16 protein-coding genes and 1 tRNA gene are annotated in these 25,898 nt (G+C 73.4%); 8 read left to right on the top strand and 9 right to left on the bottom strand.

The window, feature by feature from the left end; all coding sequences use genetic code 11:
- Nucleotides 1–364: 364 nt before the first annotated feature.
- From ACH34Q_RS19915 to ACH34Q_RS19885, 7 genes are all read left to right on the top strand, one after another.
- Nucleotides 365–3,649, top strand: coding sequence for a DUF4132 domain-containing protein (locus ACH34Q_RS19915; protein WP_395984471.1), 3,285 nt, complete (start codon nt 365–367; stop codon nt 3,647–3,649).
- On the top strand, nt 3,646–7,014 hold the full coding sequence (locus ACH34Q_RS19910; protein ID WP_395984470.1) for a DUF4132 domain-containing protein: 3,369 nt from the start codon (nt 3,646–3,648) through the stop codon (nt 7,012–7,014). Before ACH34Q_RS19915 ends, ACH34Q_RS19910 begins: the two co-directional genes overlap by 4 nt.
- A 74-nt stretch (nt 7,015–7,088) precedes the next feature.
- Nucleotides 7,089–8,216, top strand: a complete 1,128-nt coding sequence (locus ACH34Q_RS19905; RefSeq protein ID WP_395984469.1) for an AAA family ATPase — start codon at nt 7,089–7,091, stop codon at nt 8,214–8,216.
- On the top strand, nt 8,216–10,645 hold the full coding sequence (locus ACH34Q_RS19900) for a DUF5682 family protein (RefSeq protein ID WP_395984468.1): 2,430 nt from the start codon (nt 8,216–8,218) through the stop codon (nt 10,643–10,645). Before ACH34Q_RS19905 ends, ACH34Q_RS19900 begins: the two co-directional genes overlap by 1 nt.
- The gene (locus ACH34Q_RS19895; protein WP_395984467.1) at nt 10,642–11,790 is read left to right on the top strand and encodes a VWA domain-containing protein; all 1,149 of its coding nucleotides are present in this window, start codon (nt 10,642–10,644) and stop codon (nt 11,788–11,790) included. The genes ACH34Q_RS19900 and ACH34Q_RS19895 overlap by 4 nt, the downstream gene beginning before the upstream one ends.
- Nucleotides 11,787–13,796: a hypothetical protein gene (locus ACH34Q_RS19890; protein ID WP_395984466.1), complete on the top strand. Its 2,010-nt coding sequence runs from the start codon at nt 11,787–11,789 to the stop codon at nt 13,794–13,796. Before ACH34Q_RS19895 ends, ACH34Q_RS19890 begins: the two co-directional genes overlap by 4 nt.
- Before the next feature lie 48 nt (nt 13,797–13,844).
- A complete protein-coding gene (locus ACH34Q_RS19885; RefSeq protein WP_395984465.1) occupies nt 13,845–14,501 on the top strand; it encodes a hypothetical protein in 657 nt (218 codons plus the stop codon).
- A gap of 37 nt (nt 14,502–14,538) precedes the next feature.
- On the opposite strand, the gene ACH34Q_RS19880 is transcribed toward ACH34Q_RS19885, so the two are convergent.
- From ACH34Q_RS19880 to ACH34Q_RS19845, 8 genes are all read right to left on the bottom strand, one after another.
- Nucleotides 14,539–15,483, bottom strand: coding sequence for an MBL fold metallo-hydrolase (locus ACH34Q_RS19880; RefSeq protein ID WP_395984464.1), 945 nt, complete (start codon nt 15,481–15,483; stop codon nt 14,539–14,541).
- Nucleotides 15,484–15,500: 17 nt separating this feature from the next.
- Nucleotides 15,501–16,685 carry a VWA-like domain-containing protein gene (locus ACH34Q_RS19875; protein ID WP_395984463.1) on the bottom strand — a complete coding sequence of 395 codons (1,185 nt, stop codon included), beginning with the start codon at nt 16,683–16,685 and terminating at the stop codon, nt 15,501–15,503.
- Nucleotide 16,686: 1 nt separating this feature from the next.
- Nucleotides 16,687–17,877, bottom strand: coding sequence for an AAA family ATPase (locus ACH34Q_RS19870; RefSeq protein ID WP_395984462.1), 1,191 nt, complete (start codon nt 17,875–17,877; stop codon nt 16,687–16,689).
- Between the two features lie 48 nt (nt 17,878–17,925).
- On the bottom strand, nt 17,926–19,368 hold the full coding sequence (locus tag ACH34Q_RS19865; protein WP_395984461.1) for an ankyrin repeat domain-containing protein: 1,443 nt from the start codon (nt 19,366–19,368) through the stop codon (nt 17,926–17,928).
- A gap of 65 nt (nt 19,369–19,433) precedes the next feature.
- Complete coding sequence (locus ACH34Q_RS19860) at nt 19,434–21,116, bottom strand: ankyrin repeat domain-containing protein (protein WP_395984460.1); 1,683 nt, start codon at nt 21,114–21,116, stop codon at nt 19,434–19,436.
- Entirely contained in the window at nt 21,113–22,246 is a 1,134-nt protein-coding gene (locus ACH34Q_RS19855) for a gala protein (protein WP_395984459.1), read from the bottom strand. Before ACH34Q_RS19855 ends, ACH34Q_RS19860 begins: the two co-directional genes overlap by 4 nt.
- On the bottom strand, nt 22,246–23,607 hold the full coding sequence (locus tag ACH34Q_RS19850) for an SDR family NAD(P)-dependent oxidoreductase (protein ID WP_395984458.1): 1,362 nt from the start codon (nt 23,605–23,607) through the stop codon (nt 22,246–22,248). Before ACH34Q_RS19850 ends, ACH34Q_RS19855 begins: the two co-directional genes overlap by 1 nt.
- 38 nt (nt 23,608–23,645) lie before the next feature.
- Nucleotides 23,646–23,718 (bottom strand) — tRNA-Cys (locus ACH34Q_RS19845).
- Nucleotides 23,719–24,061: 343 nt separating this feature from the next.
- Between ACH34Q_RS19845 and ACH34Q_RS19840 the strand changes: the two genes are divergently transcribed.
- Nucleotides 24,062–24,646 (top strand): antibiotic biosynthesis monooxygenase, encoded by a 585-nt coding sequence (locus tag ACH34Q_RS19840; protein ID WP_395984457.1) that lies wholly within the window; start codon nt 24,062–24,064, stop codon nt 24,644–24,646.
- A 64-nt stretch (nt 24,647–24,710) separates the two neighbouring features.
- Here ACH34Q_RS19840 and ACH34Q_RS19835 read toward each other — a convergent pair whose 3' ends face one another.
- Nucleotides 24,711–25,883 carry an FAD-dependent monooxygenase gene (locus tag ACH34Q_RS19835; RefSeq protein WP_395984456.1) on the bottom strand — a complete coding sequence of 391 codons (1,173 nt, stop codon included), beginning with the start codon at nt 25,881–25,883 and terminating at the stop codon, nt 24,711–24,713.
- Between the last annotated feature and the right edge of the window lie 15 nt (nt 25,884–25,898).

Below are 25,898 nucleotides of genomic sequence, written 5' to 3'. Positions count from 1 at the left end.
GATTCGGGCGGTGGCGGTCGCCACGGCTACGGGCTTGTCGTCGGGCCGATGAGTTCGCCGGCGAGAAAGCACACGTCCGTGCCGCACTGAACGATCCGTCCCCGCCCTACCAGACGTCCTGGACGGGAGGGACGCAGTGGAACCCGGCCCGCCAGCACATCCAGAACAATCCGGTCCGCTGTGTGTCCATCTCCATAGGGCCATTGATACAGCGGACGGCCGACGTTCTGGGACTGCATGGCCCTGGATATCGCGGACCATGTCGGGGCTGTGCGGCGTGAGGTGATGGGGCGGGTTGTTGGGGGAGTGGCGGGTTGGTCAACTTCCGGCGGTTTGTCGCACAGGTCCTCTAACGTGGGGCGACATGGAAGATCAACGCCTTCCCGACGAGAACTCGCTGATGATCCCGGACTCCTGGTTCCGGCTGCTGCATCCGCGGCGTGGCGGCACGGTGGTCCCGGAGATCACGCCGACGGCCTCGGCCGCGAAACGGATCGCGGGGAAGGTGCGGAAGTCCTCCCCGCGGATCCAGCAGGTTCTCGAGTCGGAGAAGACCGACCCGGAGCTGGCCGCGCGGGCGCGGGCGTATCTGGGCGGCGAGGCCGATCCGCTCGGCGCGGCCGTGGTGGGGGTCCTCATCGCCGAGCTCGACGGCTGGCAGGACCCGCGCAGCGCCTGCTCGTTCGTGGACGCCTGGGCGGCAGGGCACGGGGTCGGCTTCGCGGCCTGCGCGTTCGCCCACCTTGGCGATCTGGCGACCTATCCGCGCAGCACGTACTCCCATGTCACCCATGTGTGGCGCAACCTGGGAAAGCATGCCAACGCGTGGTGGACAGGGGAACAGGAGGCGGGACGCCGGTTGCGGACGTTCCTGGCCGCGGCCTCCGATGGCGAGCACCGGGACGCCGAGGCCGCGCTCGCGGAGTTCAGGAAGACCCCGAGACAGCGGCTGAGTGCCGCCTACCTGATGCCCGCCAGGACCGATTGGGTCGAGGAGTGCTTCGCGGACTCCGATGCCCACGGGTTCTGGTGGATGCTGGCCTGCTCGGCGGGTGCGGAGCATGCCGCCCTCGTCGACCGGTACCTTCCGGGCAACTGGGCTCGGCTCGGGGACGACATCGTCGCCACTCTCGTGGACGGCGCCGGAGTGGAGGCCGTGCGGCTGCTGCGGGAGGTGGCCGCCGGGCCCGTTTCTTACCGGGGAATCGCGCTGGACGCTCTGGCCGTGCTGCCCTCGGACGAGGCCATGGAGATACTGGTCCGGCTCCACGGCGAGGGCGACCGGGCTGCCGACGGGCCGCTGCTGGCGGCGATGGAGCGGTTCCCGGTACGGGCGATCCGCCTCATGGCCCGTACCGGCGAAGACTCCGGGTTGCTGACCGCTCACCTGCGGCTCCATCGCGAACGGGTCGCGGAGCTGGACGAGGAGTCGCGCCAGGCCGCCGAAAAGCTGATCGAGGCCGATGGCCGGGTGCCGGACGCTCCGGTGGACGTTCTGCCCTCGTTCCTGGTGGATCCGCCTTGGCTCCGTGACCAGGAGGTCCGTGAGCCGATCATCATCAAGCTGGCTCCGCCGGCGGGCGCGACCCTCCACTGGGCACCTGGTGAACGGGAGCGGTGGGGCAAGGACGCGCCGCCTGCGGAGGAGTACCGGGAGGACGTGGCGGCGGCCTTCCGGCTGGAGACCCAGGCGCGCGGGGATGCGCGCAGGATCGCGCTGTCGGCGCCGGTGGATTTGGTACGGCCCCTGCTGGCCGACTGGGACCCGGGTTATGTGTGGGCGGACGATTTCATGCCGCCGATCGTGGCCCGGTTCGGGGCCGACGCGCTGCCGGCCTTCCTGCGCTCCGTCAAGGAGCACTCCGCCGAAAATGCCGAGCTGCTGATGCCCGTCCTGGACGCCTGGGTGGCCCGGCAGATGGCCGAATGGGCGAGGCGGCGCAAGACGCGGCGAGCCGTGCCGCACGCGTGGTTCGAGCGGCACGGCCTCGAAAGCGTGCCGATGCTCGTTCCGGCCGCGCTCGGCAAGCCCGGACCAGCCCGGCTGGACGCGGAGTCGGCGCTGCGGCTGGTGGCGTCCGCGCATGGCGCCGAGGCGGTCGTCGCGGCGGCGCGGGAGTACGGCGACGAGGCCGCCGGGGCCGTCGCGGACCTGCTGGCCGTCGACCCGATGGCACTGCGCCCGTCCGGCCGGGACGAGCCTGAGCGGTGGGCGAGCGCGCATCTGTTCCCGCAGGTGCTGCTCAGGGGCGGACGGGGCGCGCTGCCGATCCCGGCCACCGATCATCTGATCGCGATCCTGTCGATGTCGCGACCGGGTGAGGTACATCCAGGTCTCGAGCCGGTGCTGGAACTGTGCGACCCGGAGTCGCTGGCGGAGTTCGCCTGGGCGGTCTTCGAGGCCTGGCGGGCCGCGGGCTCGCCCGCCGCGCATTCCTGGGCGCTGGCGCAGCTCGGATGGCTGGGCGACGACGAGACCGTACGGCGGCTGGCGCCGGTGATCAGGGCGTGGCCGGGGGAGGAGGGGCACCACCGGGCGGTCGCCGGGCTTGAGGTGCTGGCGGAGATCGGTTCCGACGTGGCGCTGCTGTACCTGCACGGGATCGCGCAGAAGGTGAAGTTCAAGGGGCTCAAGGCGCGGGCGCAGCAGAAGATCGAGGAGGTCGCGGCGGGGCTGGGCCTGACGGCCGAGCAGCTCGCGGACCGGCTCGTACCGGACTTCGGCCTGGACGAGCAGGGCGGCATGGTCCTCGACTACGGCCCGCGCCGGTTCGCGGTGGGCTTCGACGAGCAACTCAAGCCGTACGTGGTGGATGAGGACGGCAAGCGGCGCAAGGCGCTGCCGAAGCCGGGTGCCAAGGACGACCCGGAGCTGGCGCCCGCCGCGTACAAGGACTTCGCGGGCCTGAAGAAGGACGTCCGTACGGTCGCCGCCGACCAGATCGGCCGGCTGGAGTCGGCGATGGTGGCGGGACGGCGCTGGACGCCCGGGGAGTTCCGCGACTTCTTCTACCGCCATCCGCTGATGTGGCACATCGCCCGGCGGCTGCTCTGGATCGCCGAGGACGGCGGCACGGCGACGGCGTTCCGGATCGCCGAGGACCGGACGTTCGCCGACGTCGAGGACGAGGCCCTCCTCCTTCCGGAACAGGCCGAGATCGGCATGGTCCACCCGGTCCTGCTGTCGGCACAGGAGCGCGCCGCATGGGCGGAGGTGTTCGCCGACTACGAGATCCTGCAGCCGTTCCCGCAGCTGGGACGGGGCGTGCACGCGCTGACCGAGGAAGAGCGCGTGGCCGGCCGGCTGGAGCGGTTCGAGCAGGTCACACTGCCGGTGCGCGCCTTCCTCGGCCTGGTGGGGCGCGGCTGGGTCCGTGGCGTACCGCAGGACGCGGGCTTCGAGAACTGGATCTCCAAGCCCGTTCCGGGCGGCCTGCACGTCGTCGTCGATCTGGACCCGGGGATCACCGCCGGCTACATCGACGTGAGCGGCGACCAGACCCTCCATAACGTCTGGATCGACGACCGCCCCACCCGCTACCCGTACGGCCGCGCGCCCCGGTACCTCTTCGGCGCGCTGGACGCCGTGACCGCCTCCGAGGTCCTGGCCGACCTCACCGCACTCACCGGCAAGAACGAGGGAGCATGAACGAGAACACGCTGACGGTTCCGGAGGCATGGAGTCGGCACCTGCACGCGCGGCGCGGGGGTGCGCCCGGGCCGCAGGTCAAGGTGGCCAAGTCGGCCGTCGAGAAGGCCCGCGCGTATGTCGGGGAGTCGAAGGACGCCCTCGGCACGATGCTGGCCGGTGAGTACGGGGAACAGCACCTCACCGAGGCCGCGCGCCGCTACCTGGACGGCGAGGCCGACCCGGCCGGTGCCGCGGTGGTCGCGCTGGTGGCCGCGTACGCGTCGCGGGTACGCGACCTGTCGGTCGTACTGAAGACCTTCCTTGACGCCTGGGTCCTGGAGCACGGACTGCCCTTCGCGGCGTGCGCGGTGCTGCGGCTCGACTCGACGCAGATCATGCGGCGGCACATGGGTGCGGAGAAGAGCCTGGGGTACGGTGCCCAGGAGCGGCCCGGCGCGGCCTTGACCGGGGACGCCGCCGGCTGCGGGCGCCGGATGCGCGGGATGCTGGCGGTCGCCGAGCAGGCCGAGTACGACGCGGCCGTGGAACGCCTTGCCGGTCTGCGGGACACGCCTGATCGGCGGCTCGCGGTCTCGTACCTCGTCCCGACCCGGCACGACTGGATGCTGGAGTGCTGCAACGAGCGTGCGGCATGGCGGAACGACAAGCACCGCTGGCAGATGCTGCTGAGCATCGGCGCCGCCGAGCATCTCGACGTGCTGAGGGTCCAGTTGTACTGGAACAGCGTCTCGGTCGAGCTGATGGCGACCATGGTCGACGGGCTCGGCGCGGACGTGCTGCCCGTTCTCGTCGAGAGCTTCGACCGGGGCCGTGTCGAGCCGAAGGAGCGGCAGCGGCTCGTGGAGGTCGTGGCGCTGCTGCCCACCGACGAGGCGTTCACGGTCCTGACCGATCGGCTGGACGAGAAGTACGTGCGGCCGGCGCTGCTCGACGCGATGAGGCGGTTCCCCGGGCGGGCGCTCCGGCTGCTGGCCGCCGCGGTCGCGGACGCCCGGGCCGGGGGCGACGCCAAGCGCGCCGCCGGCCTCGCCGAGGTGCTCGGCGGGCACCTGCTGTCCCATCCGGAACTGGCCGCCGAGATGGTGCCCGGTCTCGCCGAGGAGAGCCGGGAGCTGATCGAGACGATCTCGGCGTCGAACACGCGGGTGCCGCAGGCGCCGGTGGACGCGCTGCCGCGCCTGCTGGTCGAGCCGCCCTGGACGAACCGCCGCACGGCCGCCAAGCCGGTCGTCATCGCGGGCCTGACCCCCGCCGTCGAGCCGGGGATGCACTGGGCCGAAGGCGAGCGCGAGGCCTGGTCGGTACGGGTCCCGGCGCGCTGGGGGGTCGACTTCCCGGAAGGTACGGACTGGACCGAGGAGTTCAGGAAGCTCAAATCCGGAAGGATGCACGGCTACGCCCAGCTCCACCTGATGACGTCGGGGCCGGACGAGCTGGTCCGGCCGCTGCTCGGCGGCTGGGGCGGCAAGTCCTACTGGGACGCGGACGATCTGCCCTGGCTGAGGTGCCTCGCCGGCCGGTACGAGACCGACGCCCTGCCGCTGGTGATGCGGGCCGCACGGTCGAACCCCGCGACCAATGTCCGGGTCCTCTTCCCGTACCTGCACGCGGACGTCGCGGCCCTGATGGCCGAGCTGGTCGACCGGGTCAAGTCGGCCAGGGTGCCCGCGATGGCCTGGTTCGCCCGGCACGGCGTCGACGGGGCGCGGCTGCTGTTCCCGGCCGCGCTGGGCAAGGCGGGCAAGGAGCGCCGCCAGGCCGAGGGCGCGCTGCTGCTGATCGCGGCCCGGGTGGGCGCTGAGGCGATCGTGACGGCGGCGCGGGAGGCGCACGGCGATGCGGCGGCGGACGCGATCGCGGTGCTGCTGGAGACCGATCCGCTCGACCGGCTTCCGGCGAAGATCCCGCAGCCGTCGGCATGGGCCGATCCGGTGCTGCTGCCGCAGATGCTGATGCGCGGGCGGGACGCGGCGCTGCCGGTCGAGGCGGCCGGGCACCTGATCACGATGCTGGCGATGTCCAAGCCGGGCGAGATGTACGCGGGTGTCGACGCGGTCCGCGAGCTGTGCGATCCGGAGTCGCTGGCCGAGTTCTCCTGGGGCGTGTTCCGCCAGTGGGAGGAGCAGGGCGCGCCGTCCAAGGACGGCTGGGCGCTGCAGCAGCTGGCCTGGCTCGGTGACGACGAGACCGTCCGGCGCCTCACACCCGTGATCCGCGCCTGGCCTGGGGTCGGCGGCCACCAGAAGGCCGTGAACGGGCTGGACGTGCTGGCCGAGATCGGTTCCGAGGTGGCGCTGCTGCACCTGCACGGGATCTCGCAGAAGGTGAAGTTCAAGGGGCTGAAGGCGCGGGCTCAGGACAAGATCGAGGAGGTCGCGACGGCACTGGAGCTGACCTCCGAGCAGCTCGCCGACCGGCTCGTTCCGGACTTCGGGCTGGACGCCGACGGCGGCATGACGCTCGACTACGGTCCCCGCCGCTTCCACGTGGGGTTCGACGAGCAGCTCAAGCCGTACGTGACCGACGAGGACGGCAAGCGGCGCAAGGCCCTGCCCAAGCCCGGGGTCAAGGACGACGAGGAGACGGCGAACGCCGCGTACAAGGCGTTCGCGGGCCTGAAGAAGGACATCAGGACGATCGCGTCCGACCAGGTCAATCGGCTGGAATCGGCCATGGGGCGGCGGCGCTGGACGCCCGGGGAGTTCCGGACGCTCTTCGTCGCCCACCCGCTGATGTGGCACATCGCCCGGCGGCTGATCTGGATCGCCGAGGACGCCGGCACGACGACGGCGTTCCGGATCGCCGAGGACCGCAGCCTCGCCGATGTCGAGGACGAGGCGTTCGACCTGCCCGGTTCGGCGGCGATCGGCATCGCGCACCCGCTCGAACTCGGCGAGAGCGTCGCCGCCTGGTCGGACGTGCTGGCCGACTACGAGATCCTGCAGCCGTTCCCGCAGTTGGGGCGCGAGGTGCACACGCTCACCGACGAGGAGCGCGCGGCCGGCACGCTGGCCCGGTTCGAGAAGATCACGGTGCCGGTCTACTCGGTGCTGGGCCTGGTCGGGCGCGGCTGGGAACGGGGCATGCCGCTGGACGCCGGCGGCGAGCGGTGGATCTCCAAGCCCGTCCCCGGCCGCCTGCACGTGATCATCGACCTGCACTACGGGATCAGCGTCGGCGTGGTCGAGGACAGCGGCGACCAGACGCTCGAGCACGTCTGGATCAACGACCACCCGACCGACTACCGGCCACACCGGGGCCCATCGACCACGGGCACGACCCGTACCTTCGGCGAACTGGACCCGGTCACCGCCTCCGAGGTCCTGGCCGACCTCACCTGGCTGGCCGCCGCCGCGCTCTGACCCGTACCGTCCCCGAGGCACCGTTCCCGCAGGCGCCGTTCCAGCAGGCAACGTTTCAGCAGGAGAATAGGACAATGACCGCTAAGACCACCGAAAAGGCTGAGTCGTCCGGGCAGGATGAGCAGCAGCTGCAGCGGCCCCCCGCCGAGGTACGGTACGCCGACGAGCTGGCCCGGCTGCGCGAGGACGACACCGGCCCGCGCCCGCCCGGCTGGGCGCTGAGCCTGGAGGCGGCCCGCCGCTTCATCATGGGCGACCCCGGGCGCGGCGTGCGGCGCAAGTTCGTCGGCGACCCGTCGCTGATCGACCGCGCGCTGGTCGCGCTCGCCACCAGCCGCGGGCTGATGATGGTCGGCGAGCCCGGTACGGCCAAGTCGCTGCTGTCGGAGCTGGTCGCCGCCGCGGTCAGCGGCGACTCCACGCTGACCATCCAGGGTGGCGCGGCCACCACCGAGGACCAGATCAAGTACTCCTGGAACTACGCGCTGCTGGTCTCCGAAGGGCCGTCCACGCGCTCGCTGGTGCCCGCGCCGCTGCTGCGCGGGATGGCGGACGGCAAGCTGGTGCGGTTCGAGGAGATCACCCGCTGCCCGCTGGAGGTCCAGGACTCGCTGCTGTCCCCGCTGTCGGACCGGGTGCTCGGCATCCCCGAGCTGAGCGGCCCGGACGCGATGGTGTTCGCCCGCGAGGGCTTCAACATCATCGCGACCGCCAACACCCGCGACCGCGGCGTGAACGAGATGAGCGCCGCGCTCAAGCGGCGGTTCAACTTCGAGACCGTGTTCCCCATCTCCGACTTCGCCACCGAACTGGACCTGGTGGAGGGCGAGGCCACCCGGCTGCTGGAGCAGTCCGGCGTCGGGGTCCCGCCGCGCCGGGACGTGCTGGAGGTGCTGGTCACCACGTTCCGCGAGCTGCGGACCGGGAAGACCGAGAACGGCCAGTCGATGGACCGGCTGTCGACCGTGATGAGCACCGCCGAGGCGGTCTCGGTCGCGCACGCGGTCGGGATCCGCGGCTGGTTCCTGCGCGGCGAGGAGGGCACCGCGGCCGACATCGTGGAATGCCTGGCCGGCGCGGGCGCCAAGGACAACCCCGAGGATCTGGCCCGGCTGCGCCGCTACCTGGAGCAGCAGGCGCCGCGCCGCCAGGGCACGCAGTGGAAGGCGCTGCACGCGGCCCGCCACGTGCTGCCCGGCTGATGGCCGCGACGGACACCCGCCCGGCGGACGCCCGCCGCACGGCGGGCATCACCTATATCGGCGTACGGCACCACAGCCCCGCCTGCTCGCGTCTCGTCCGCAGCGCCATCAGGCGGCTGAAGCCCGCGTACGTGCTGGTGGAGGGGCCGGCCGACTTCAGCTCCCGGCTGGACGAGCTGCTGCTCGGCCACGAACTGCCGGTCGCGATCTACAGCCACTACAAGGACGAGGCGCGCGTGCACGGCTCGTGGTCGCCGTTCTGCGCCTACTCTCCCGAGTGGGTCGCGCTGACCGAGGGACGGGCAGCGGACGCCGACGTGCGGTTCATCGACCTGCCCGCCTGGCACCCGGCGTTCGCGGACCGGCGCAACCGCTACGCCGACGCCGACGAGCGCTACGCCCAGGTCACCGAGCGGCTCTGCGAGGCGTTCGCCGTCGACAACACCGACACCCTCTGGGACCACATGTTCGAGGGGACCGACGACGAGGACACCCTGGAGGAACGGCTCGGCGCGTACTTCGACCTCGTCCGGGGCGAGTCCGAGGCCGGGGACGACGACACCGCGCGCGAGGCGTACATGGCCCGCTGGGTCCGCGCGGCGGTGGCCGACGCGGGCGACCGGCCGATCGTGGTGATCACCGGCGGATTCCACCGCGCCGCGATCCGCCGCCTGGTCGAGGCGGGCCCGGTCGGGGACGAGAAGGGCTGGCCGGAGGTGCCCGCGCCACCCGAGCGCGCCATCGGGGGCAGCTATCTGGTGCCGTACTCGTTCCAGCGCCTGGACGCGTTCACCGGCTACCAGTCCGGGATGCCTTCGCCCGAGTACTACCAGCGGCTGTGGGAGGGCGGCGCGGAGGCCGCCGCCGCAGGGCTGACCGAGCTGGTCGTCGCCCGGCTCCGCAAGCGCCGCCAGCCGGTCTCGACCGCCGACCTGATCGCGGCCCGTACCCTCACCGAAGGCCTGGCCAGGCTGCGCGGCCACGCCGCACCCGCCCGTACCGACCTGCTCGACGGGCTGGTCGCCGCGCTGGTCACCGACGATCTGGAGCAGCGGCTGCCCTGGACCACGCGCGGCCCGCTCGACCCGGGCGCGCACCCGGCGGTGGCCGAGATGGTCGGCGCGCTGAGCGGCGGCCGCGTCGGGCGCCTCCGGCCCGGCACGCCCGCGCCGCCGCTGCTGCACGAGGTGAAGATCGAGCTCGAACGGCTGAAGCTCGACGGCGAAGGCCCCGTGACCGTACGGCTCACCGACGACCGGGGGCTGGTACGCAGCCGGGTCCTGCACCGGCTGCGGGTGCTGCGGATCCCCGGCTTCGAGCGGATCTCCGGCCCCGGCACCGGCGCCGAGCCCGTCCTGGAAGAGAAGTGGACGCTCCAGCCGAGCGACGACCGGCTGCCCGCGATGATCGAGGCCGGCGCGTACGGCGCGACGCTGGAGGACGCCGCGGCGGCCGTTCTGGAGGAGCGCGTCGCCGACGCCGGCAGCGATGCCGGGCGGCTGGCCGGCGTGCTGTTCGACGCCGCGCTGTGCGGCTGCACGGACCTGTCCGACCGGATCGCCGGAACGATCGAGGCCGCCATCGCGGGCGCCTCGGAGCTGGGCGGGCTGGGCGACGTGCTCGGCACGACGCTCGGCCTGTGGCGGCACGACCGGCTGCTCGGAACGGCCGGGAGCCCGCTGTTCGGTCGGGTGATCGAGGGCTGCGTGACGCGCGTGCTGTGGCTGGTGGAAGGCGTGCGCGGCGGCCCGGGACCGGCCGACCTGCGCCGGCTGCACGCGCTCGCCGCGACCCGGGACGCGCTGCTGCACGCCGCCGGCTCGCTCGACCTGGACCGCGACGCCGCGCTCGCCGTCGCCGCGCGGGTCAGCGTCCAGTCCGAGGCGCCCCCGGACCTGCGCGGCGCCGCGTTCGGGCTGGGCTGGTCGATGGGCGCCGCCGCCGATCCGGCCCGCGCGGTGCTCGGGGCCGCCCTGCCCGACACCCTCGGCGACTGGCTGGCGGGGCTGTTCGCGCTGGCCAGGGACGAAGTGATCGCCGAAGAGGGCGAGCAGGCCGGAGCGGCCGCGAAGGCGGGGGCGCCGGCGGCGCGCGGGGTGCTCACGGTGCTCGACGAGATGATCGTCGGGCTGGCCGAGACCGACTTCCTGATCGCGCTGCCCGCGCTGCGCCAGGCGTTCGAGTTCTTCCCGCCGCGCGAGCGCGAGACGATCGCCCGCCGGCTGCTGGACCGCCGGGGCGTGCAGGGCTCGGCCCGCGCCCTGCTGCGGGCGCCCAAGAACCCGATGGTCCTGGTCGAGGGGCGCGCCCTGGAGGAGCGGGTGAACCGGCTGCTGGCCGCCGAAGGCCTGGGGCCCATGGCCGACGCGGCCGATGCGGCCGGCGCGGCGGGCACGGCGGACGACATGGTGCGAAAGGAAACGGTATGACCCAGCCCGATCCGGGCCTCGAACGCTGGCGGCTCATCCTGGGCAGCCCGGCGGAGGGGGCCTGCGGGGCGCTCGGAGCCCAGGCGGCCGGGCGCGACCAGGCGCTCGGCTGGCTGTACGGGCGCGACTCCGACCTGGAGCAGCGGGGCGTGCGCAAGGGCGGGAACAAGCCGTCCGGCGAGCGGTCCGCCGGGGACGGCGACTCGATCCTCAACACCGTCGACTGGCTCGACAGCATCCACAAGCTGTTCCCCAAGGAGACCATCGAGCGGCTGGAGCGCGACGCGGTCGAGCGCTACGAGATCCACGAGGTCGTCACCGACCCGGCCGTGCTGGAGCGCATCGAGCCCAATCCGACGCTGCTGCGCGCCGTGCTGCGGACCAAGCACCTGATGAACCCCGAGGTGCTGGCGCTGGCGCGGCGGATCGTCGACCAGGTCGTCCAGGAACTGCTGCGGAAGATGGCCACCGAGGTGCGCAAGGCGTTCCACGGCACCCGCTCGCGCAGGCCGAGCCAGTGGAAGCAGGCGCGCAACTTCGACTTCCACCGGACGATCCGCACCAACCTGGGGCACTACCGGCCGGACGAGAAGCGGCTCTACATCGAGCATCCGCACTTCATGTCCCGGACCAAGCGCAGCCTCGACCAGTGGCAGATGATCCTGATCGTGGACCAGTCGGGCTCGATGCTGAGCTCGGTGATCCACTCCGCGGTCACCGCGGCCTGCCTGTGGGGGCTGCCCGGCCTCAAGACCCATCTGATCGCCTTCGACACCAACGTGGTCGACCTCACCTCCGATGTCACCGACCCGGTCGAGCTGCTGATGAAGGTCCAGCTCGGCGGCGGCACCGACATCGCGAAGGCGGTCGAGTACGGCGCCGGGCTGATCGAGAACCCGCGCCGCGCCATCGTCGCCGTCGTCACCGACTTCTACGAGGGCGGCGACGAGTACCGGCTGATCCGCACGGTCAAGCAGATGGCCGAGCAGGGCACCCAGGTACTGGGGCTGGCGGCGCTGGACGAGGAGGCCAACCCCTCCTACGACCGCGACCTGGCGCAGCGGCTCGCCAACGTCGGCGCCCACATCGGCGCCATGACGCCGGGCGAACTCGCGGCCTTCGTCGCCGAACGGATCGGCCGATGACCCGTACCGACCTGCTCGCCCTCACCCCCGACTCGCTCGCCTCCCTCGCCAACCGGGGGCTGGTCAAGCGCGCGGCCAAGGACCTGGACGCCGGGAACGTCCCGGAGGTGGCCGTCGCGGACGACGGCACCGTGAGCGGCGCGTTCCCCGACGAGGTACGGACGACGCTGCCCGGCGGCGGCGGGCTCGAAGGCGCGACCTGTACGTGCGCGGCCACCGGCGTCTGCCGTCACCAGATCGGGCTCGTCCTGGCCTACCAGCGGCAGGCCGCGGGCTCCGCCGAGGACGACGCCCCCGAGGAGAGCACCGCCACAGCGGCCGGGACCCCCGAGGCTCCGGCCTACAAGGACTGGTCTCCCGGGAGTTATGACGACGAGGCGCTGGCCCGCGTCCTAGGCGAACGTGCCCTCACGGCTGCCCGCCGTACGGCCAGGTCCGGCTACGCGGCGCGCGTCCACCGTCCCTCGGAGACCGACCCGGTCGCCGCCGTGGAGCTGCCGACCTGCACCGTGCGGTTCCTGGTGCCGGACGAGTTCGGGTACGTGCACACCGACGCCGTCGCGGCCATGCGCGGCGAGGTCATCGCGCTCGCCGTCTGGGCCTTCCGGGTCGCCGACGAGCGGGGCCTCCAGGGCGAGAACGTCCGGGTGGACGTGGGCGGCAAGGCCGCGGGCGACGCCACCGGCTCGGGTCTGGAGGCGGTACTGGAGACCGTCGACCAGGTGCTGCTGGACGGGACGATGCACGCGGGCCCCGTACTGAGCACCGCGCTGCACCGGGCGTCGCGCGAGCTCACCGCCAAGAACCTGCACTGGCCCGCCGCCACGCTCGACGACATCGCCGGGCAGCTGGCCGCGTACCGCGACCGCGGCGCCGGCCACGAGCCCGCGCGGCTCGCGGCGCTGATCACCGAAGTCCACGCCCGGCACCGTGCGGCCCTGCACGGGAGCGGCAGCCCGCGCTCGCAGGTGCTGGGCACCAACGAGACCGCCGAGACCCCGCTGCGCCGCGTACGGCTCACCGCGCTCGGCTGCCGCGTCGGCGGGGACGACGCGGAACGCACCGCCGACGTCTTCCTCGCGCACGCCGCCAGCGGCATCGTCCTGGTCCTGAAGCGGCGCTGGGACGCCACCGGGGACCAGCGGCTGTACGGGCACGACATCGCCCCGCGCCGGATCGCGGGCGCGCCGCTGCGCTCGCTGGCCACGGCCAACGTCGTCTCCGAGAACGCCACCCGCAGCCCCAGCCGGGTCGTACGGCTCGGCACCGGCCGGGTGTCCAAGACGACGGTCACCCCGGTCGGCGGCGCCTGGAGCGACCTGCCCGGCACGGTCCTGGCCCGCGATCTGCGGACGCTGGAACGCGAGCTGGACGCCCAGCCGCCCCGCCTCGTCCGGCCGCGCGTGGAGGCCGAGTCCATCCGGGTCGTCGAGGTCGCCAAGGTCCAGGACATCGGCTACAGCCCCGGCGACCAGCGGCTCACGGCTGCGTTCAGCGACGCCGAGGGCGTCACGGGCTCGGTGTCGGCCACGTACTCGCCGTACAGTCCGGGCGCGCTCGACCATCTGGCCGAGGCGCTCACCGGCGAGCGCGGTGAGCCGCTCTACATCAGCGGGCCGGTCCGGCGCGCCAGGGGAGCCCTGGTGGTGGACCCGATCGCGGTCATGACCACCGACGGCGTCGTGGTCCCCGACCTCGCCCCCGGCGACGGCGGCACCGCGCTCGACGCGTACGGCGGCGAGCGGAGCGATCCGCTGACCGAGGCGCTGGCCACCGCGCTCGACGTGTGCGCCGACGCGGCCCACCGCGGCCTCCGGCACCTGCCGGCCGGGACCCGTACGCGTGCCGGCCGGGCCGCCGAGCAGCTTGCGGCCACCGGGCTGGCCACGGCCGCCGGACTGCTGCGCGCCTTCGGCGCGGCGCTCGACGGGGACGACCCGTACCGGATGACCCGGACCTGGACGGACGCGCAACTGCACCTCATCACGGCCGCCGATATGAGGTGATCCGGGGGATACTTGCGAGGGTGGGCCGGCCGTCGCAGGGGGCGCTACATGCAGTTCATCGAGTCCAGTGTCATCGGCGTCCGGTCGTCCGTGCTGACGCTCGGCCGCCGGACGACGCCGCTGCAGTTCGTGCTGTTCCCCATGGTCCATGTGGGCGAGCAGTCGTTCTACGACGAGGTGGCCGCGCGGGCGTCCGGCTGCGCGGTCATCGTCGCCGAGGGCACGCCGACCGGGACGCTGCCCATGCAGGAGCGGATGGCCAGGCTCCGCTACGACCGTCTGGTCGACCAGATCCACGGGCTCGACCTGGAGTCGCTCGGCGTCCCGGTCATCTGGGAGTACGAGCGGCCACCGCGGCCGCCCGGCCGCGAGCGGTCCGATCTGGAACGGCTCGCCGAGACCGCGGCGGACACGGTCGCGGCCGTCTGGATGCGCGTGCAGGGACGCTACGGCGACCCGCGCGGTCTCTCCGACCTCGATGAGGCCGAAAGCCACGACCAGCACCAGGAGGACGGCTCCGAGGACCGGCGGGAAGGGCGGCTCGTCAAGACGCTCGGCACGCTGCACCGGGAGCGCTACACCGAGCCCGTCAAGATCGCCGTGGTCTGGGGCGCCTGGCACATGTCGGCGGTCGTCGGCGCGCTGCGCGCCGACTTCAAGTACTACGTGCAGGACGCCGAGTGGCTGATGGTCCGCAACGGCTGACCGGCCCCCTCAGCCGCGGCAGGTCAGGCCCGGCAGGTCAGGCGCGGCAGGTCAGCGGGCGGCCGCCGTTGTAGGTGATCATGTCGGACAGCGCGCCCAGCGTGTCGATCTGGGCGCCCAGCGGGGCGCCCTCCAGCTCGCTGTACGCGCGGTGCAGGTTGCCGACGAGCCGTTCGGGGTCGGTCAGCCCCGCGTACGGGCCGAGGTCGGTCTCGCGGGCGGCCTCCAGCGGGGCCAGGCCCGCCTCCTTGCCGGCCTTCGCCGTCGCCTGGATGAACCGCAGGTAGCCCAGCACCTGGTCGATCAGCTCCGGCCCCGCCACCGGCCCGTGTCCCGGAACGACCGTCTCGGCGCCCAGCGGGGCGATGACGTCCTCCAGCACCGTGATGGCCCCGGCCACCGAACCCTGGAGCAGGAACGGGGTCCCGCCGTTGAACAGCAGGTCGCCGCAGAACAGCAGGTTCTTCTCCGGGATCCACACGATCGAGTCGTTGGTGGTGTGCGCCGGCGTGCCCACGTGCCGTACCTCGCACCGCAGATCGTCGGCCCAGACCGTGACGCCCTCGGTGTAGGTGAGGAACGGCGGCTCGAGCGCGAACGCGCCCCAGTCGACGTCGGTCCAGATCGGCGCGGCCACCGGCTCGCCCCAGGCCAGCACGCCGGCCCGGGTCTCCTCGTGGCCGACGACGGTGGCCCCGGCGAACAGGTGGTTGCCGAACGTGTGGTCGCCGTGGTGATGGGTGTTGATCAGTGTCCGGACCGGCCGGTCCGTCACGGTGCGGATGGCCTCGATGTAGGCGCGGGTGCGCCGTTCGGTGGAGCACGCGTCCACGCTGATCACGCCCCGGGAGCCGACCAGGAAGCCGGTGTTGTTGATCCACCAGGTCCCGTCCGGCTGCAGGTACGCGAAGACGCCGTCCCCGACCTCCTCCAGGCGGGGCCGTCCAGGCATGGTGATGTCGTCGTGCGCGGCGCTGCTCATGGCGGTTGCCCTCCGGCTCAGGAACGTGGTGCCGAGTATCCCGCAGGATCGCCGAGCCGTACGGTCTCCACCCAGGCGGGCGGGTCCGGTGGATCGGTGCCGACGAGCGCGGCGATCAGGCGGCAGGTGGCGGGCTCGTCCGGCCACGGGGTGTGCCCGTCGGTGAGCACGATCACCACGTTGGGCCTGTCGCGCGACGCCAGGGCGGAGGCGATCCCGACGCGCATGTCGGTGCCGCCGCCGCCCGCGAGCGTGACCTGGTCGGCCGACGTCACCCGCGACACGGCCTGCACGTCGGCGTCGCAGGCCAGCACGCTGACCCGGTTGCCGCGCACGCCCACCTCGCGCAGCACGCCGGTGACCTCGGCCATCGCGGCGGCCAGATCGTCCTCGCCCATCGAGCCCGAGGTGTCGACGACGATCGCGACCCGGGGCAGCGGGCGCTGCAGCGTCGGCAGCACCACGCCGCGCATCGCCGCCGTCCGCCGCGACGGCCGCCGGTAGGTGTAGTCGACCGCGCCGCCGGCCCAGGCGACCGCCTCGCGCACCGCGCCGGCCAGGACGCGCCGCCAGTCGACGGTCGGCTCCAGGATCTCCTCGGCCCAGCGCCGCCAGCCTCCCGGTACGGTGCCGCGGCCCCGTACACGCGAGCGGATCGCCTCGGCGGTGGCGCGCCGCAGCGCCTCCGCCTCGACCGGGGTGACCATGGGATTCCCCGGGCCGACCGACTCCCACGGCATGGCCACCCCGTGCGCCCCCGACCCGCAGTCGAGATGCGGCTGCGGCGGGATGCTCGGCAGATAGGCCTCGAACAGCTGTCCATCGGCCAGCCCGAACGTTCCGGGCACGACCCGCCCCTCGGGCAGCGGCAGCCCGTCGGTGATGAGATCGTCGTTGATCTCGCAGTCCTGGGCGATGTTGACCCGGCCATGGTCGCGCTGGTCGGCGGCGGGCAGCCGCGCGGCCCGCCCGTGGTGGTCGCGCAGCAGGTGCGCCACCTCGTGGATCCACACCCCCGCCAGCTCGGGTACGGGCGTCGCGTCCACGAACGCGGGGGAGACGTAGCAGCGCCAGTGCTTGTCCACGCCCATCGTCGGCACGCTCTCGGTCGGCACGACCGACAGCGAGTACAGCGCCGAGGCCAGGTACGGGCGCTCGGACGCCGCCCGGTAGCGCGCGGCCAGCAGTTTGTTGCGATCCACCTCAGCCTCCGCCCGGCATCGCCCCGGACAGCCGCAGGATGTCGATGAATCCGTCGATCCCGCTCGGAACCGCCCAGTCGGTGTCGCGCAGCGCGGCCAGGTCGACGGCGGCGCGCGCGGCCACGTCGGGAACGCCCGCGTCGACGGCCTTGGCCAGCACCGTCCAGCCGGCCTCCCAGCGCCGCCGGCTCAGATCGCCCTGGACGGCCGACACGACGGCGGTGAGGAACGCCAGCTGGCGGTCACCGCGCTTGGGCAGCGTGAAGGCGTCCGGGTTGGCCAGTACCCGGTCAGGGTCGGGCAGGTCCAGCTCCTCCAGGTAGGACAGCAGCTCGATGCCGGCGCCGTCCCCGACGGCCCCGACCAGCGCCGCCGACAGGCCCTCCGGTCCCGCGTCCGTCGCGTACCCGGCGGCCAGCAACCGCAGCGCCATCTCCCACGTACGCGGCGACGGCCACGCCCCGCCCCGCGCCTCCGCGTCGGTGGGCAGGTGGTGCGCCAGTCCCGGCCGCGCGGTCAGGAAACCGGAGATCGTGCCCCGCGCCCGTGCGATCGCGCTGGACGCCTTGCCGGGATCGACCAGCGGGATCCGTACCGACGGCCAGGTGCCCGCCATGCCGCGCGCGACCGTGCGCGCGTCGTGCGTCCAGTACAGGTGGACGAAGCGGTTGGCCAGCGGCGGGCTCAGATGCCAGCCGTCGGCCGCGCTGGACGGCGGGTTGGCCGCCGCGACGATCCGTACCGGCTCCGGCAGCGCCAGGCTGCCGACCCGGCGTTCCAGCACCACCCGCAGCAGCGCCGCCTGGACGGCGGGCGGCGCGGACGACAGCTCGTCGAAGAAGACCATGCCGCGCCCGGCCGCGGCCAGCCGTACGGCCCAGTCCGGCGGCGCCATCGGCACGCCCGTGGTGGCCGGATCGTCGCCGATGATCGGCAGCCCGGCGAAGTCGGACGGCTCGTGCACGCTGGCGATCACCGTCTCCAGCGGGACGTCGAGCCCGGCGGCCAGCTGCTCCATGCCCGCGGACTTGCCGATGCCCGGCTCGCCCCACAGCAGCACCGGCAGGTTCGCCGTGACCGCGAGCGCGAGCGCCTCGTGCTGGGCGCTCTCGGCCGGCTCGGTCCGCGACGCGCGCGCCCGCGCGTTCAGCTCGTCGGCCGCCGCCAGCGGGTCGCCAGGGTACGGGTTCAACGTTCGCCCTCTCTCGGTCGTGCTCGGTATCGGCTCAGTACATCCGGTTCAGTACATCCGGCCGGAGGTGTCGTAGCGGATCGAGGCCGCGACGCCCGGTCGCTCCCGGGCCAGCCGGTCCGCGAGGAAGATCAGCTCGGTCCGGCCGGTCCGCCGGACGATGTTGCGGCGCCGGATCACGCTCGCCACGGACTGGTCGTACCGGTCGGCCACGTGGATCCGCGCACCGGCGTCCAGCAGCGCCCGCACGAGCTCCTCGGAACCGTGCTCGCCGACGGCGAGGTGCAGCGGGGTGCGGCCGTGCCGGTCGCGCTCCTCCAGATCGAGCCCGGCGTCCAGCAGCCGGGGCAGCAGTTCCTCCCACGGGAGCTTGTGGATGTGGTGCAGCAGCGTCCGGCCGCGCCCGTCGCGGACATGCGGGTCGGCGCCCTGGTCCAGGAGCCGCAGGACTCCCGGAGCGTCGCCGTGCTGGGCACGCAGGAAGAGCTCGTCACGCCGCGCCCGCAGGGCCTTGGGAAGGCGCCCGGTGCCCTCCGTCCATGCCTGCCTGACGGCGAAGCAGCCGCTGACCGCGCCGCCGAGCGAGCGGATCGCGCGCTCGCGCTCGTGCTCGTCCCTGCCGTGCGGGTCGCGGAGCGCGCCGTCGCGGACGCGCATCTCGTGCCACTCGCCCCGGCAGCGGACCCGCGCGGAAACCGGAGCCGGGTCACCGGACGGCTCGGCCGGGACGCGGGCGGGCGTACGGTCTGGAAACAGCGCGGCGAGGACGAGCGGATGCAGCTCCTCGGGCGTGATCAGCCCGGCGCGCAGCAGGTCGAGATCGGGCAGGCGCGAGTTCGGGTCCTGGCCCGTACCGACCAGGAAGATGCCCGCGGCGGCGAGCGTCGCTTCGGTCTCACCCTGGTCCTGCAGGAGGGTCGCCCACTCGACGTGCGCGACAGGGGCGTCCGGGCCGGGATCGGCGGCCGGCAGTTCATCGGCGGCGAGCGGCGTCCCGTCGAGGTGGAAGAACGGGGCCCGGTCACCGCCGCCGCAACGTTCGAGCAGCTCACCGGTACGGCGGGCGTCCCACAGGTGCCGTGAGGACGTCCAGTCCCGCCCCGGCAGCGGGTTGTTCCTGTTGTCCACGCGGACCTCCCCGAAGACGAGGCGCGGCCGTTGCGGGCCCTCGACGAGAGAGGGCGTCTCCACGTGCAGGGTGTGGGACATGCAGCCGCAGCAAATGTCGGTCGCCTCGTCGATGCGGTCGTAGCCCGCGAGCAGGATCGCCTGGCGCGGGGCGATGGTCGTGCGCCCGCCCCCGTACCGGGGCAGGTGCCAGCGCACCAGGTCCGGAACGAGCCATGGCAGGTCGGCGGCCAGGCGGTCGGCCACCATGGCGCCGTGCTCGCGGGCGACCCCGTCGAGGTCCAAGCCGACGTCGAATCCGGCGGCGGCGCAGGCACCGCGCCAGTCACCGGCCAGCCGGCGTTCGGTCGCTTCCTCGATCATCCAGCGCGGTACCGCGTACCGGCGGATCCGCTGGTACGCGGCCAGATCAGGGGGCCGGGTACCGATCAGTACCCCTCCTCGGCGGACCAGAAGGCGCCGCCGGCATCGGGACACTCGGCTTCGAGGCGCTCCCGGAGCCAGCCGAGGTCGGTGCGCTTCCACCGCTTGATGAAGTCGATCAGGCCGAACTCCATCTCGTCCACCACGTCGATCCGGGCCCCGGCGTCCACCAGCGCCCGGATGAGCTCCGGCGAGCCGTGGTCGCCGACGGCCATGTGCAGCGGCGTCCGGCCGTTCTGGTCGGCGATCTCCAGGTCGAGACCGGCCTTCAGCAGGCGGGGCAGCAGCTCCTCGTGGTCGAGCCAGTGCAGGACGTGCAGCAGCGTGCGCTTGCGGCCGTCGCGGGCACGGGGATCGGCCCCGGCGTCCAGCAGGCGCAGTACGCCGGGGGCGTCGCCGTGCTGGGCGCGCAGGAACAGCTCCTGCCGCTGGTCGCGGAGCCTGCGGGGGAGCCGGCCCTCGGCGCCGTGCCAGGCCGCGTACGTGGTGAAGCAGCCCGCGATCTCACCGCCGAGCGCACGGAGCGCCTGCTCGCGCTCCAGCTCCTCGTCGCTGTGCGGGATCTTCAGGTCGCCGTCGTGGACGGCGACCTCGTGCCACTCCCCGCGGCAGCGCACCCGTACCGGCTCGGGCCGCCACGATTCGGGAGGCCGGGTGGCGGACTCGGGAAGGGCGGGGAAGAGCGCGGAACGCACCAGCGGATGCAGGTCGTCCGGGCCGATCGCCCCGGTCCGGAGCAGGTCGAGGTCGGGCAGTCGGCGCCAGACCGCCTCGGGCAGCGTCTCCGGGTCGTAGGGAGCGCCGGCCATCGGCTTCTGGGCCACGACCTGGACCCGCGATTGCTGGCCGGTCTCGATCTGGACCGAGAACGGCCACGCGGCGGCGGCCCGGTGCCGGGTGCCGCCGCGCCGGCGGATCTCCGGCAGGAGCCGGGACAGTGCGATCGGCATCCGGGTCAGGACCGGACGCGGGTCACGGTCGTAGTAGCTCGACACGTTGGGCGGTGTCAGGTCCACCTCGAAGCCGGCCGCCGCGAAGGCCGCCTCCAGGTCGCCCCGATCCTGGAGCAGCGTGACCCGTTCGGCCAGCCCGGCCGCGTCGCCGGAGCCGCCGAGCTCGGCGGCGGCGAGCGGGCGGCCGTCGGCGTGGAAGAACGGTGCGCGATCGGTGCCGCCGCAGCGTTCGAGCAGCTCGGCCGAGCGGCGGACGTCCCAAAGATGCCGGACGCCGGTCCAGTCGATCTCCTCGGTGCGGTCCTCCAGGTACTCGTCCTCGTGGCTCTCCGGGGCCACGGGCTCGAAGCACAGCGTCAGGTGTTGCGGCCCGTCGGCCATCGTCGGCGTGCGGACGTGCAGGGTGACCTCGCCGTACTCGGCCAGGATGAGCGCCTGGCGCGTGGCGATGGTGGCGCGGCCGTGGCGGTACCTGGGCAGGTGCCAGCGCAGCAGGTCGGGCGCCAGATGCCGCAGCTCCTCCTCCAGAGCGGCGGCGGTCTCGGCGCCGTGCTCGTTCGCGACCGACGGCAGGTCGAAGGGGACCCGGACCCGGGCCGCCGCGCAGGCGCCCGCCCAGTCGCCGGCCAGGCGCCGTTCGGTGGCCTGCTCGATCATCCAGCGGGGCACGGCGTAGCGGCGGATCCGGCGCCAGTCGGCCAGTTCCCGCTCGGCGTGCCGGGCAGGGCCGCTCAACGGTAGATGCTCCCGATCGCCTGCATGTCGGGGTGCGGGCGGGCGGCCGGGCGCAGCCGGGGGACGAAGGCCCGCTTCACCCTGCGCGGAACGCCCGGGCCCAGGCCCACGTATTCGAGCGGGGTGTCGTCCGGCACGGAGGACAGGAGGGCCTTGGCGCCGCGTCCCGTGATGCCGGTACGGCGCAGGTCCAGGCGGCGCAGCGGGCTGCCGGGCAGTGCCGCGGCGAGTGCGGCCGCGCCCTCGTCGCCGGTCGCGTTGGGCGGCGCTCCCAGAGCGCGCTCGGACGGCGGCCGGGCCAGGTCGAGCGACTCGATCCCGTCCAATGCCCCGGCCAGGGCGCGGGCTCCGCCGGGGCCGATGCCGTTGCCGCCGAGGCCGAGCCGTACGGGACGGGCCGGATCCGCCGCCCCCGCCAGGACGGCGGCACCCGCGTCGCCGAGGTGGTTCGCCGACAGGAACAGTTCGCGGACGCCCGCGTCGCGGATCAGCGCGGCGAGGAGATCGGCTTCGTCGATGCTCAGGCCGTTCCCGCCGAGGGCGAGGCGTTCCAGCGGCGCTTCACGCTCGATGAGCGCGTCCACCAGGGCGCGCAGGCCCTCGCCGGTGATCCCGGTGTTGACCAGGTCGAGCGTGCGGACGGCCGCGTTGCGGCGGAGCATGCCGGCCATCGCCCGCGCGCCCGCGTCGCCGACCGGGTTGCGCTTGAGCCACACGGCGCGGACCGTGCCGTCCCCGGCCAGCCGCTCGGCCAGCGCCGTCGCGCCTTCGGGACCGATGCGGTTGCAGCCGAGGTAGACGGTCTCCAGGCCATGGCCGGGCTCCAGCGCGTCCGCGACCGTACGGGCGCCCTCGTCGCCGATGGCGTTGGTGCCCAGCAGTACGTGGACGGCGTGCGGGGAGGCCACGGCGGCGGGCAGCAGGCGGGCGACGCCCGGCGCGCCCAGCCCCTGCTTGCACAGATCGACGCGCCCGTCCGGGCGCAACGTGCCGAGCGGGAACGTCTCGTCCTCCTCGACCCCGGCGGGCGAGGCCAGCCGGCCGAGAAGCGGCTCCAGCCCGGTCGGGTCGGCGAGCGGCACGTCGGGGTGCTCGATCGCCGGGCAGCGTACGGGCGTCGGTTCTGCCATCACCACTCCACCGGTCGGTAGTCCTTCAGGAACAGCCCGGACAGCCGCTCGCCGCCACCGGCGCCGCGTACCACCGGGTCGTACACCCGGGCCGCGCCGTCGATCACGTCCAGCGGCGGCCGGAAGCCCGCCTCGCGCTGCGCGAGCTTGACGGGATGCGCCCGCTCGTCGGTGACCCATCCGGTGTCCACGCTGGTCATGTGGATGCCGGAGGCCGCGTAGTCGGCGGCGGACGTGCGGGTCATCATGTTGAGCGAGGCCTTGGCCATGTTGGTGTGCGGATGCCGGACGGTCTTGCCGCGCCGCGAGAAGCTGCCCTCCATCGCCGAGACCTGGACCACGTACCGGTCCGGCCAGGGCGACGCCTCCATCAGCCCGCGCAACCGCGAGGTCAGCAGGAACGGCGCGAACGCGTTCACCATCTGGACCTCCAGCCACTCGCCGGGGTCCACCTCGTGCAGCCGCAGGCTCCAGCTGTTGCGCTCGCGCAGGTCGAGCGGCTGGCCCGTCTCGTCCGTACGGCCCGCCGGGAACAGCGCCTCCACGGCGGCGGGCTCGGCTCCGGTCGTGGCGGGGAGCAGGGTCCCGTCCCGCTCGTCGGTCACCTCGATCCGGGCGGCGGGGCCGGTCAGCGCCGCCCGTTCCGCCGCGCGCACCTCGCGGTGGTACGCGGCGGGCCGCCGGATCGTCTGCGCCGCGTTGTTGATCAGGATGTCGAGATGGTCGAACCGTTCGTGCGCCGTGCGCAGCAGCCCGGCCACCGCGGGCAGGTCGAGCAGGTCGACCCCGTGGACGTGCAGCCGGCCGATCCAGTCGGAGGCGTCCGGTACCTCGGCGAACCGGCGCGCCGCGTCGCGCGGGAACCGGGTGGTGACCATGACCTCGGCCCCGTCCCGCAGCAGCTTCAGCGCCACCTGGAAGCCGATCTTCACCCGGCCGCCGGTGACGATCGCCCGGCGCCCGGCCAGATCGCAGCGCGCGTGCCGGCGGGCGAGGTTCTCCTCGGCGCACGGCGCGCACAGCAGGTGGTAGTCCGGATGGATCTCCAGGTAATGGATCTTGCAGACATAGCAGCGGCGCGGCTCGTTCAGCGTCCCTATCGTCGCCCGCTCGGCGGGCGGCGCGGGTGCCTCGGCCGGTCCCGGGTCCTGCTCCCGGTAGCGGGTCGTGGCGGCGAGGAGCTCGCGGTCCCGATGGCGGCGCTCGGCCCGCCGCTCCACCTTGCGGGCCTTCCTGGCCACTTGGTAGAGGAGCGTGGCGGCCTCGCTCACCTCGCGCCGGCGCGGATCGCCGGGATCGGCCGTACGGGCCCAGGTCAGCACCCGCAGGCAGGTCTCGATGTCGGCGTCGACCGGCATCATCGGGAGCTCCTGATCACATCCGCGCAAAGTGAGGGTGACAGGGCCGACCGGATTCGAACCGGCGTCCTCCAGCTTGCAGCTAAGGCGCGACGACCTCTGCGCTACGACCCTGTCGCGCAGGAGCATACCGATCATCACCGTCATTTCGCCCGCGAAATAGCGCCACCCGGCCGCGATCGTGATCGCGTCCGGCCGAATGAGGTCCGGGACCGGTGGGTATCAAGGCACCTTGGCCGACCCGGTACGCGACATCGTTGGAGGACTCATGAGGCAGGACCCGCGAACGGACGCGGTCGTGGGGACGGTGCCTCCGCCGCCCGCTCCGCATCCCGCGCCCCGCCCGGCACCGCATCCGGAGCCGCGGCCCGAGCCGCCCCGGCCGGGCCCGATGGTGCCGCCCGCGCCCGGGCCCACTCCGGGGCCACCGCAGCCCGAACCCGAACCGGTCTGAGACATGGACACCACCGGCGGTGGCGAAGGCACCGTGACGGTGGTGTTCACGTGGGACGTCCGGCCCGGCCGGGAGAAGGACTTCGAGAAGTGGGCCAGCGGTGTCAACCAGGCCGGAGCCCGCTGGCCCGGCCATCTGGGGGCGACCTGGCTGAATTCCGAAGGCATGCGGCACCGCTATTACACGGTGCTCAACTTCACCGATGAGGAGCGGCTGCACGCCTGGCTCGAATCGGACGAGCGGGCCGGCTGGCTCGAACGGCTGGACGGGATCGCCACGGGGCACCGGCGGCACACCACGGGCATGGAGACCTGGTTCAGCCTTCCCGGCGAGACCGTCCCGGCACCGCCGCGCTGGAAGATGGTGATCGTCACCTTCTGCGCCGTCTACCCGATGAGCCTGCTGATCCAGCTGATCATCGTCCCGCCCACGCTGACCTGGCCCGTCGCGCTGAAGGCCGTGACGTTCCCGCTGCTGCTCGTGCCGGTGCTCACGTACGTGCTGATGCCGCTCCTCAGCCGGATCCTGCGCCACTGGCTCTACCCGCCGGGCCGCGCCTACCCGCCCGCCCGCCCCCACTCCCGTTGACTCGTGGCGTGTTCGCCGTTCCAGGGCGGTGAAATAGGCGAACACGCCACGAGTCAACCTGAGGTCAGGGGTGGTAGAGCCAGTCGATGTGGCGGTAGTCGTCCAGCTCGCGGTCGGTCAGCAGGGCGTTGCGGAGTGAACGGGTGAGGCCGTCGCAGTGCCAGAGCTCGCCCCACACGCGGGCGGACGACTGGACGCGTGCGGTACGGGCCGTACGCGCCGACTCGTAGGCCGTCAGGGCGGCGGGCCAGTCCAGTGCCCCTTCGGCCTGCCGCTTGCCGGCCTCGGCCGCCAGGCAGTGCGCGTCCTCCAACGCCTGGCAGGCGCCTTGGGCGAGGTACTGGAGCATCGGGTGGGCGGCGTCGCCGGTGAGCGAGAAACGGCCGTCCACCCAGGTGTCGATGGGCAGCCGGTCGTACATCGGCCAGTGCCGGTCCCGCCACAGGCCGGACAGGCCCCGCTGGACGGAGTCGCACGTTCCGGCGAACGCCGCGTCCAGCTCGCCGGCCCCGCCCCATTCGGCCTCGCCCCGCTCGTACGCGGGCGAGCCGAAGACCGCGACCGTGTTCAGCATCTCGCCGCCCCGCAGGGGGTACTGCACGAGATGGCACTTGGGGCCGAAGTGGACGACGACATCGGTGAGCGCGTCGTCGTCGACCTGGGTGGCCTCGGCCACGGGCAGCGTTCCCCGGTACGCGACGTACCCGGACGGGACCGGCTCGTCCTTCGACAGCCGGCCGCGCAGCCCCGACCAGAGCCCGTCGGCGCCCAGCGCGGCGGCGGCGCGGTGCCGCTCCGCGCCGGCCAGGACGGTGACGCCGTCCGCCGCGACCTCGACGTCCCCGGCGTTCCGGCCGGGCAGCAGCTCGACCCCGGCGCGCTCGCAGGCGGCGTGCAGGATGTCGAGCAGGTCGCTGCGGTGGATCACCACGTAGGGCGCCCCGTACCGCTCGGTGAATCCGGCGCCCAGGTCCAGCGAGGTCAGCTCGGCGCCGTCCACGGCGTCCTTGAGGACGATCCGCTTCGGCAGCACGCCGGCGGCGATGACCTCGTCCAGCAGCCCCCAGTCGCGCAGGATGCGGGTGGCGTTGGGAGCCAGCTGGAGCCCGGCGCCGACCTCGGTGAAGCCGGGGGCCCGTTCCAGTACCCGGACACGGTGCCCCGCCGAGGCGAGGGCGAGGGCGTTGGCGAGCCCGCCGATGCCGCCGCCGATCACGACGACGTCGGTCTCGTTCATGTCGTGCTCTCCTTC

The sequence above is a fragment of the Actinomadura sp. 9N407 genome, assembly GCF_044326315.1.
Lineage (GTDB): Bacteria > Actinomycetota > Actinomycetes > Streptosporangiales > Streptosporangiaceae > Spirillospora.
This window is presented reverse-complemented; position numbering and strand designations above follow the sequence as displayed.

Bases quoted from the DNA above. Each gene is read 5' to 3' on its own strand.
- ACH34Q_RS19850 (WP_395984458.1), bottom strand. From the start codon at position 23,607: ATGATGCCGGTCGACGCCGACATCGAGACCTGCCTGCGGGTGCTGACC.
- ACH34Q_RS19895 (WP_395984467.1), top strand. From the start codon at position 10,642: ATGACCCAGCCCGATCCGGGCCTCGAACGCTGGCGGCTCATCCTGGGC.
- ACH34Q_RS19915 (WP_395984471.1), top strand. From the start codon at position 365: ATGGAAGATCAACGCCTTCCCGACGAGAACTCGCTGATGATCCCGGAC.
- ACH34Q_RS19885 (WP_395984465.1), top strand. From the start codon at position 13,845: ATGCAGTTCATCGAGTCCAGTGTCATCGGCGTCCGGTCGTCCGTGCTG.
- ACH34Q_RS19840 (WP_395984457.1), top strand. From the start codon at position 24,062: ATGGACACCACCGGCGGTGGCGAAGGCACCGTGACGGTGGTGTTCACG.
- ACH34Q_RS19905 (WP_395984469.1), top strand. From the start codon at position 7,089: ATGACCGCTAAGACCACCGAAAAGGCTGAGTCGTCCGGGCAGGATGAG.
- ACH34Q_RS19910 (WP_395984470.1), top strand. From the start codon at position 3,646: ATGAACGAGAACACGCTGACGGTTCCGGAGGCATGGAGTCGGCACCTG.
- ACH34Q_RS19835 (WP_395984456.1), bottom strand. From the start codon at position 25,883: ATGAACGAGACCGACGTCGTCGTGATCGGCGGCGGCATCGGCGGGCTC.
- ACH34Q_RS19900 (WP_395984468.1), top strand. From the start codon at position 8,216: ATGGCCGCGACGGACACCCGCCCGGCGGACGCCCGCCGCACGGCGGGC.
- ACH34Q_RS19880 (WP_395984464.1), bottom strand. From the start codon at position 15,483: ATGAGCAGCGCCGCGCACGACGACATCACCATGCCTGGACGGCCCCGC.
- ACH34Q_RS19890 (WP_395984466.1), top strand. From the start codon at position 11,787: ATGACCCGTACCGACCTGCTCGCCCTCACCCCCGACTCGCTCGCCTCC.
- ACH34Q_RS19865 (WP_395984461.1), bottom strand. From the start codon at position 19,368: ATGATCGAGGAAGCGACCGAACGCCGGCTGGCCGGTGACTGGCGCGGT.
- ACH34Q_RS19855 (WP_395984459.1), bottom strand. From the start codon at position 22,246: ATGGCAGAACCGACGCCCGTACGCTGCCCGGCGATCGAGCACCCCGAC.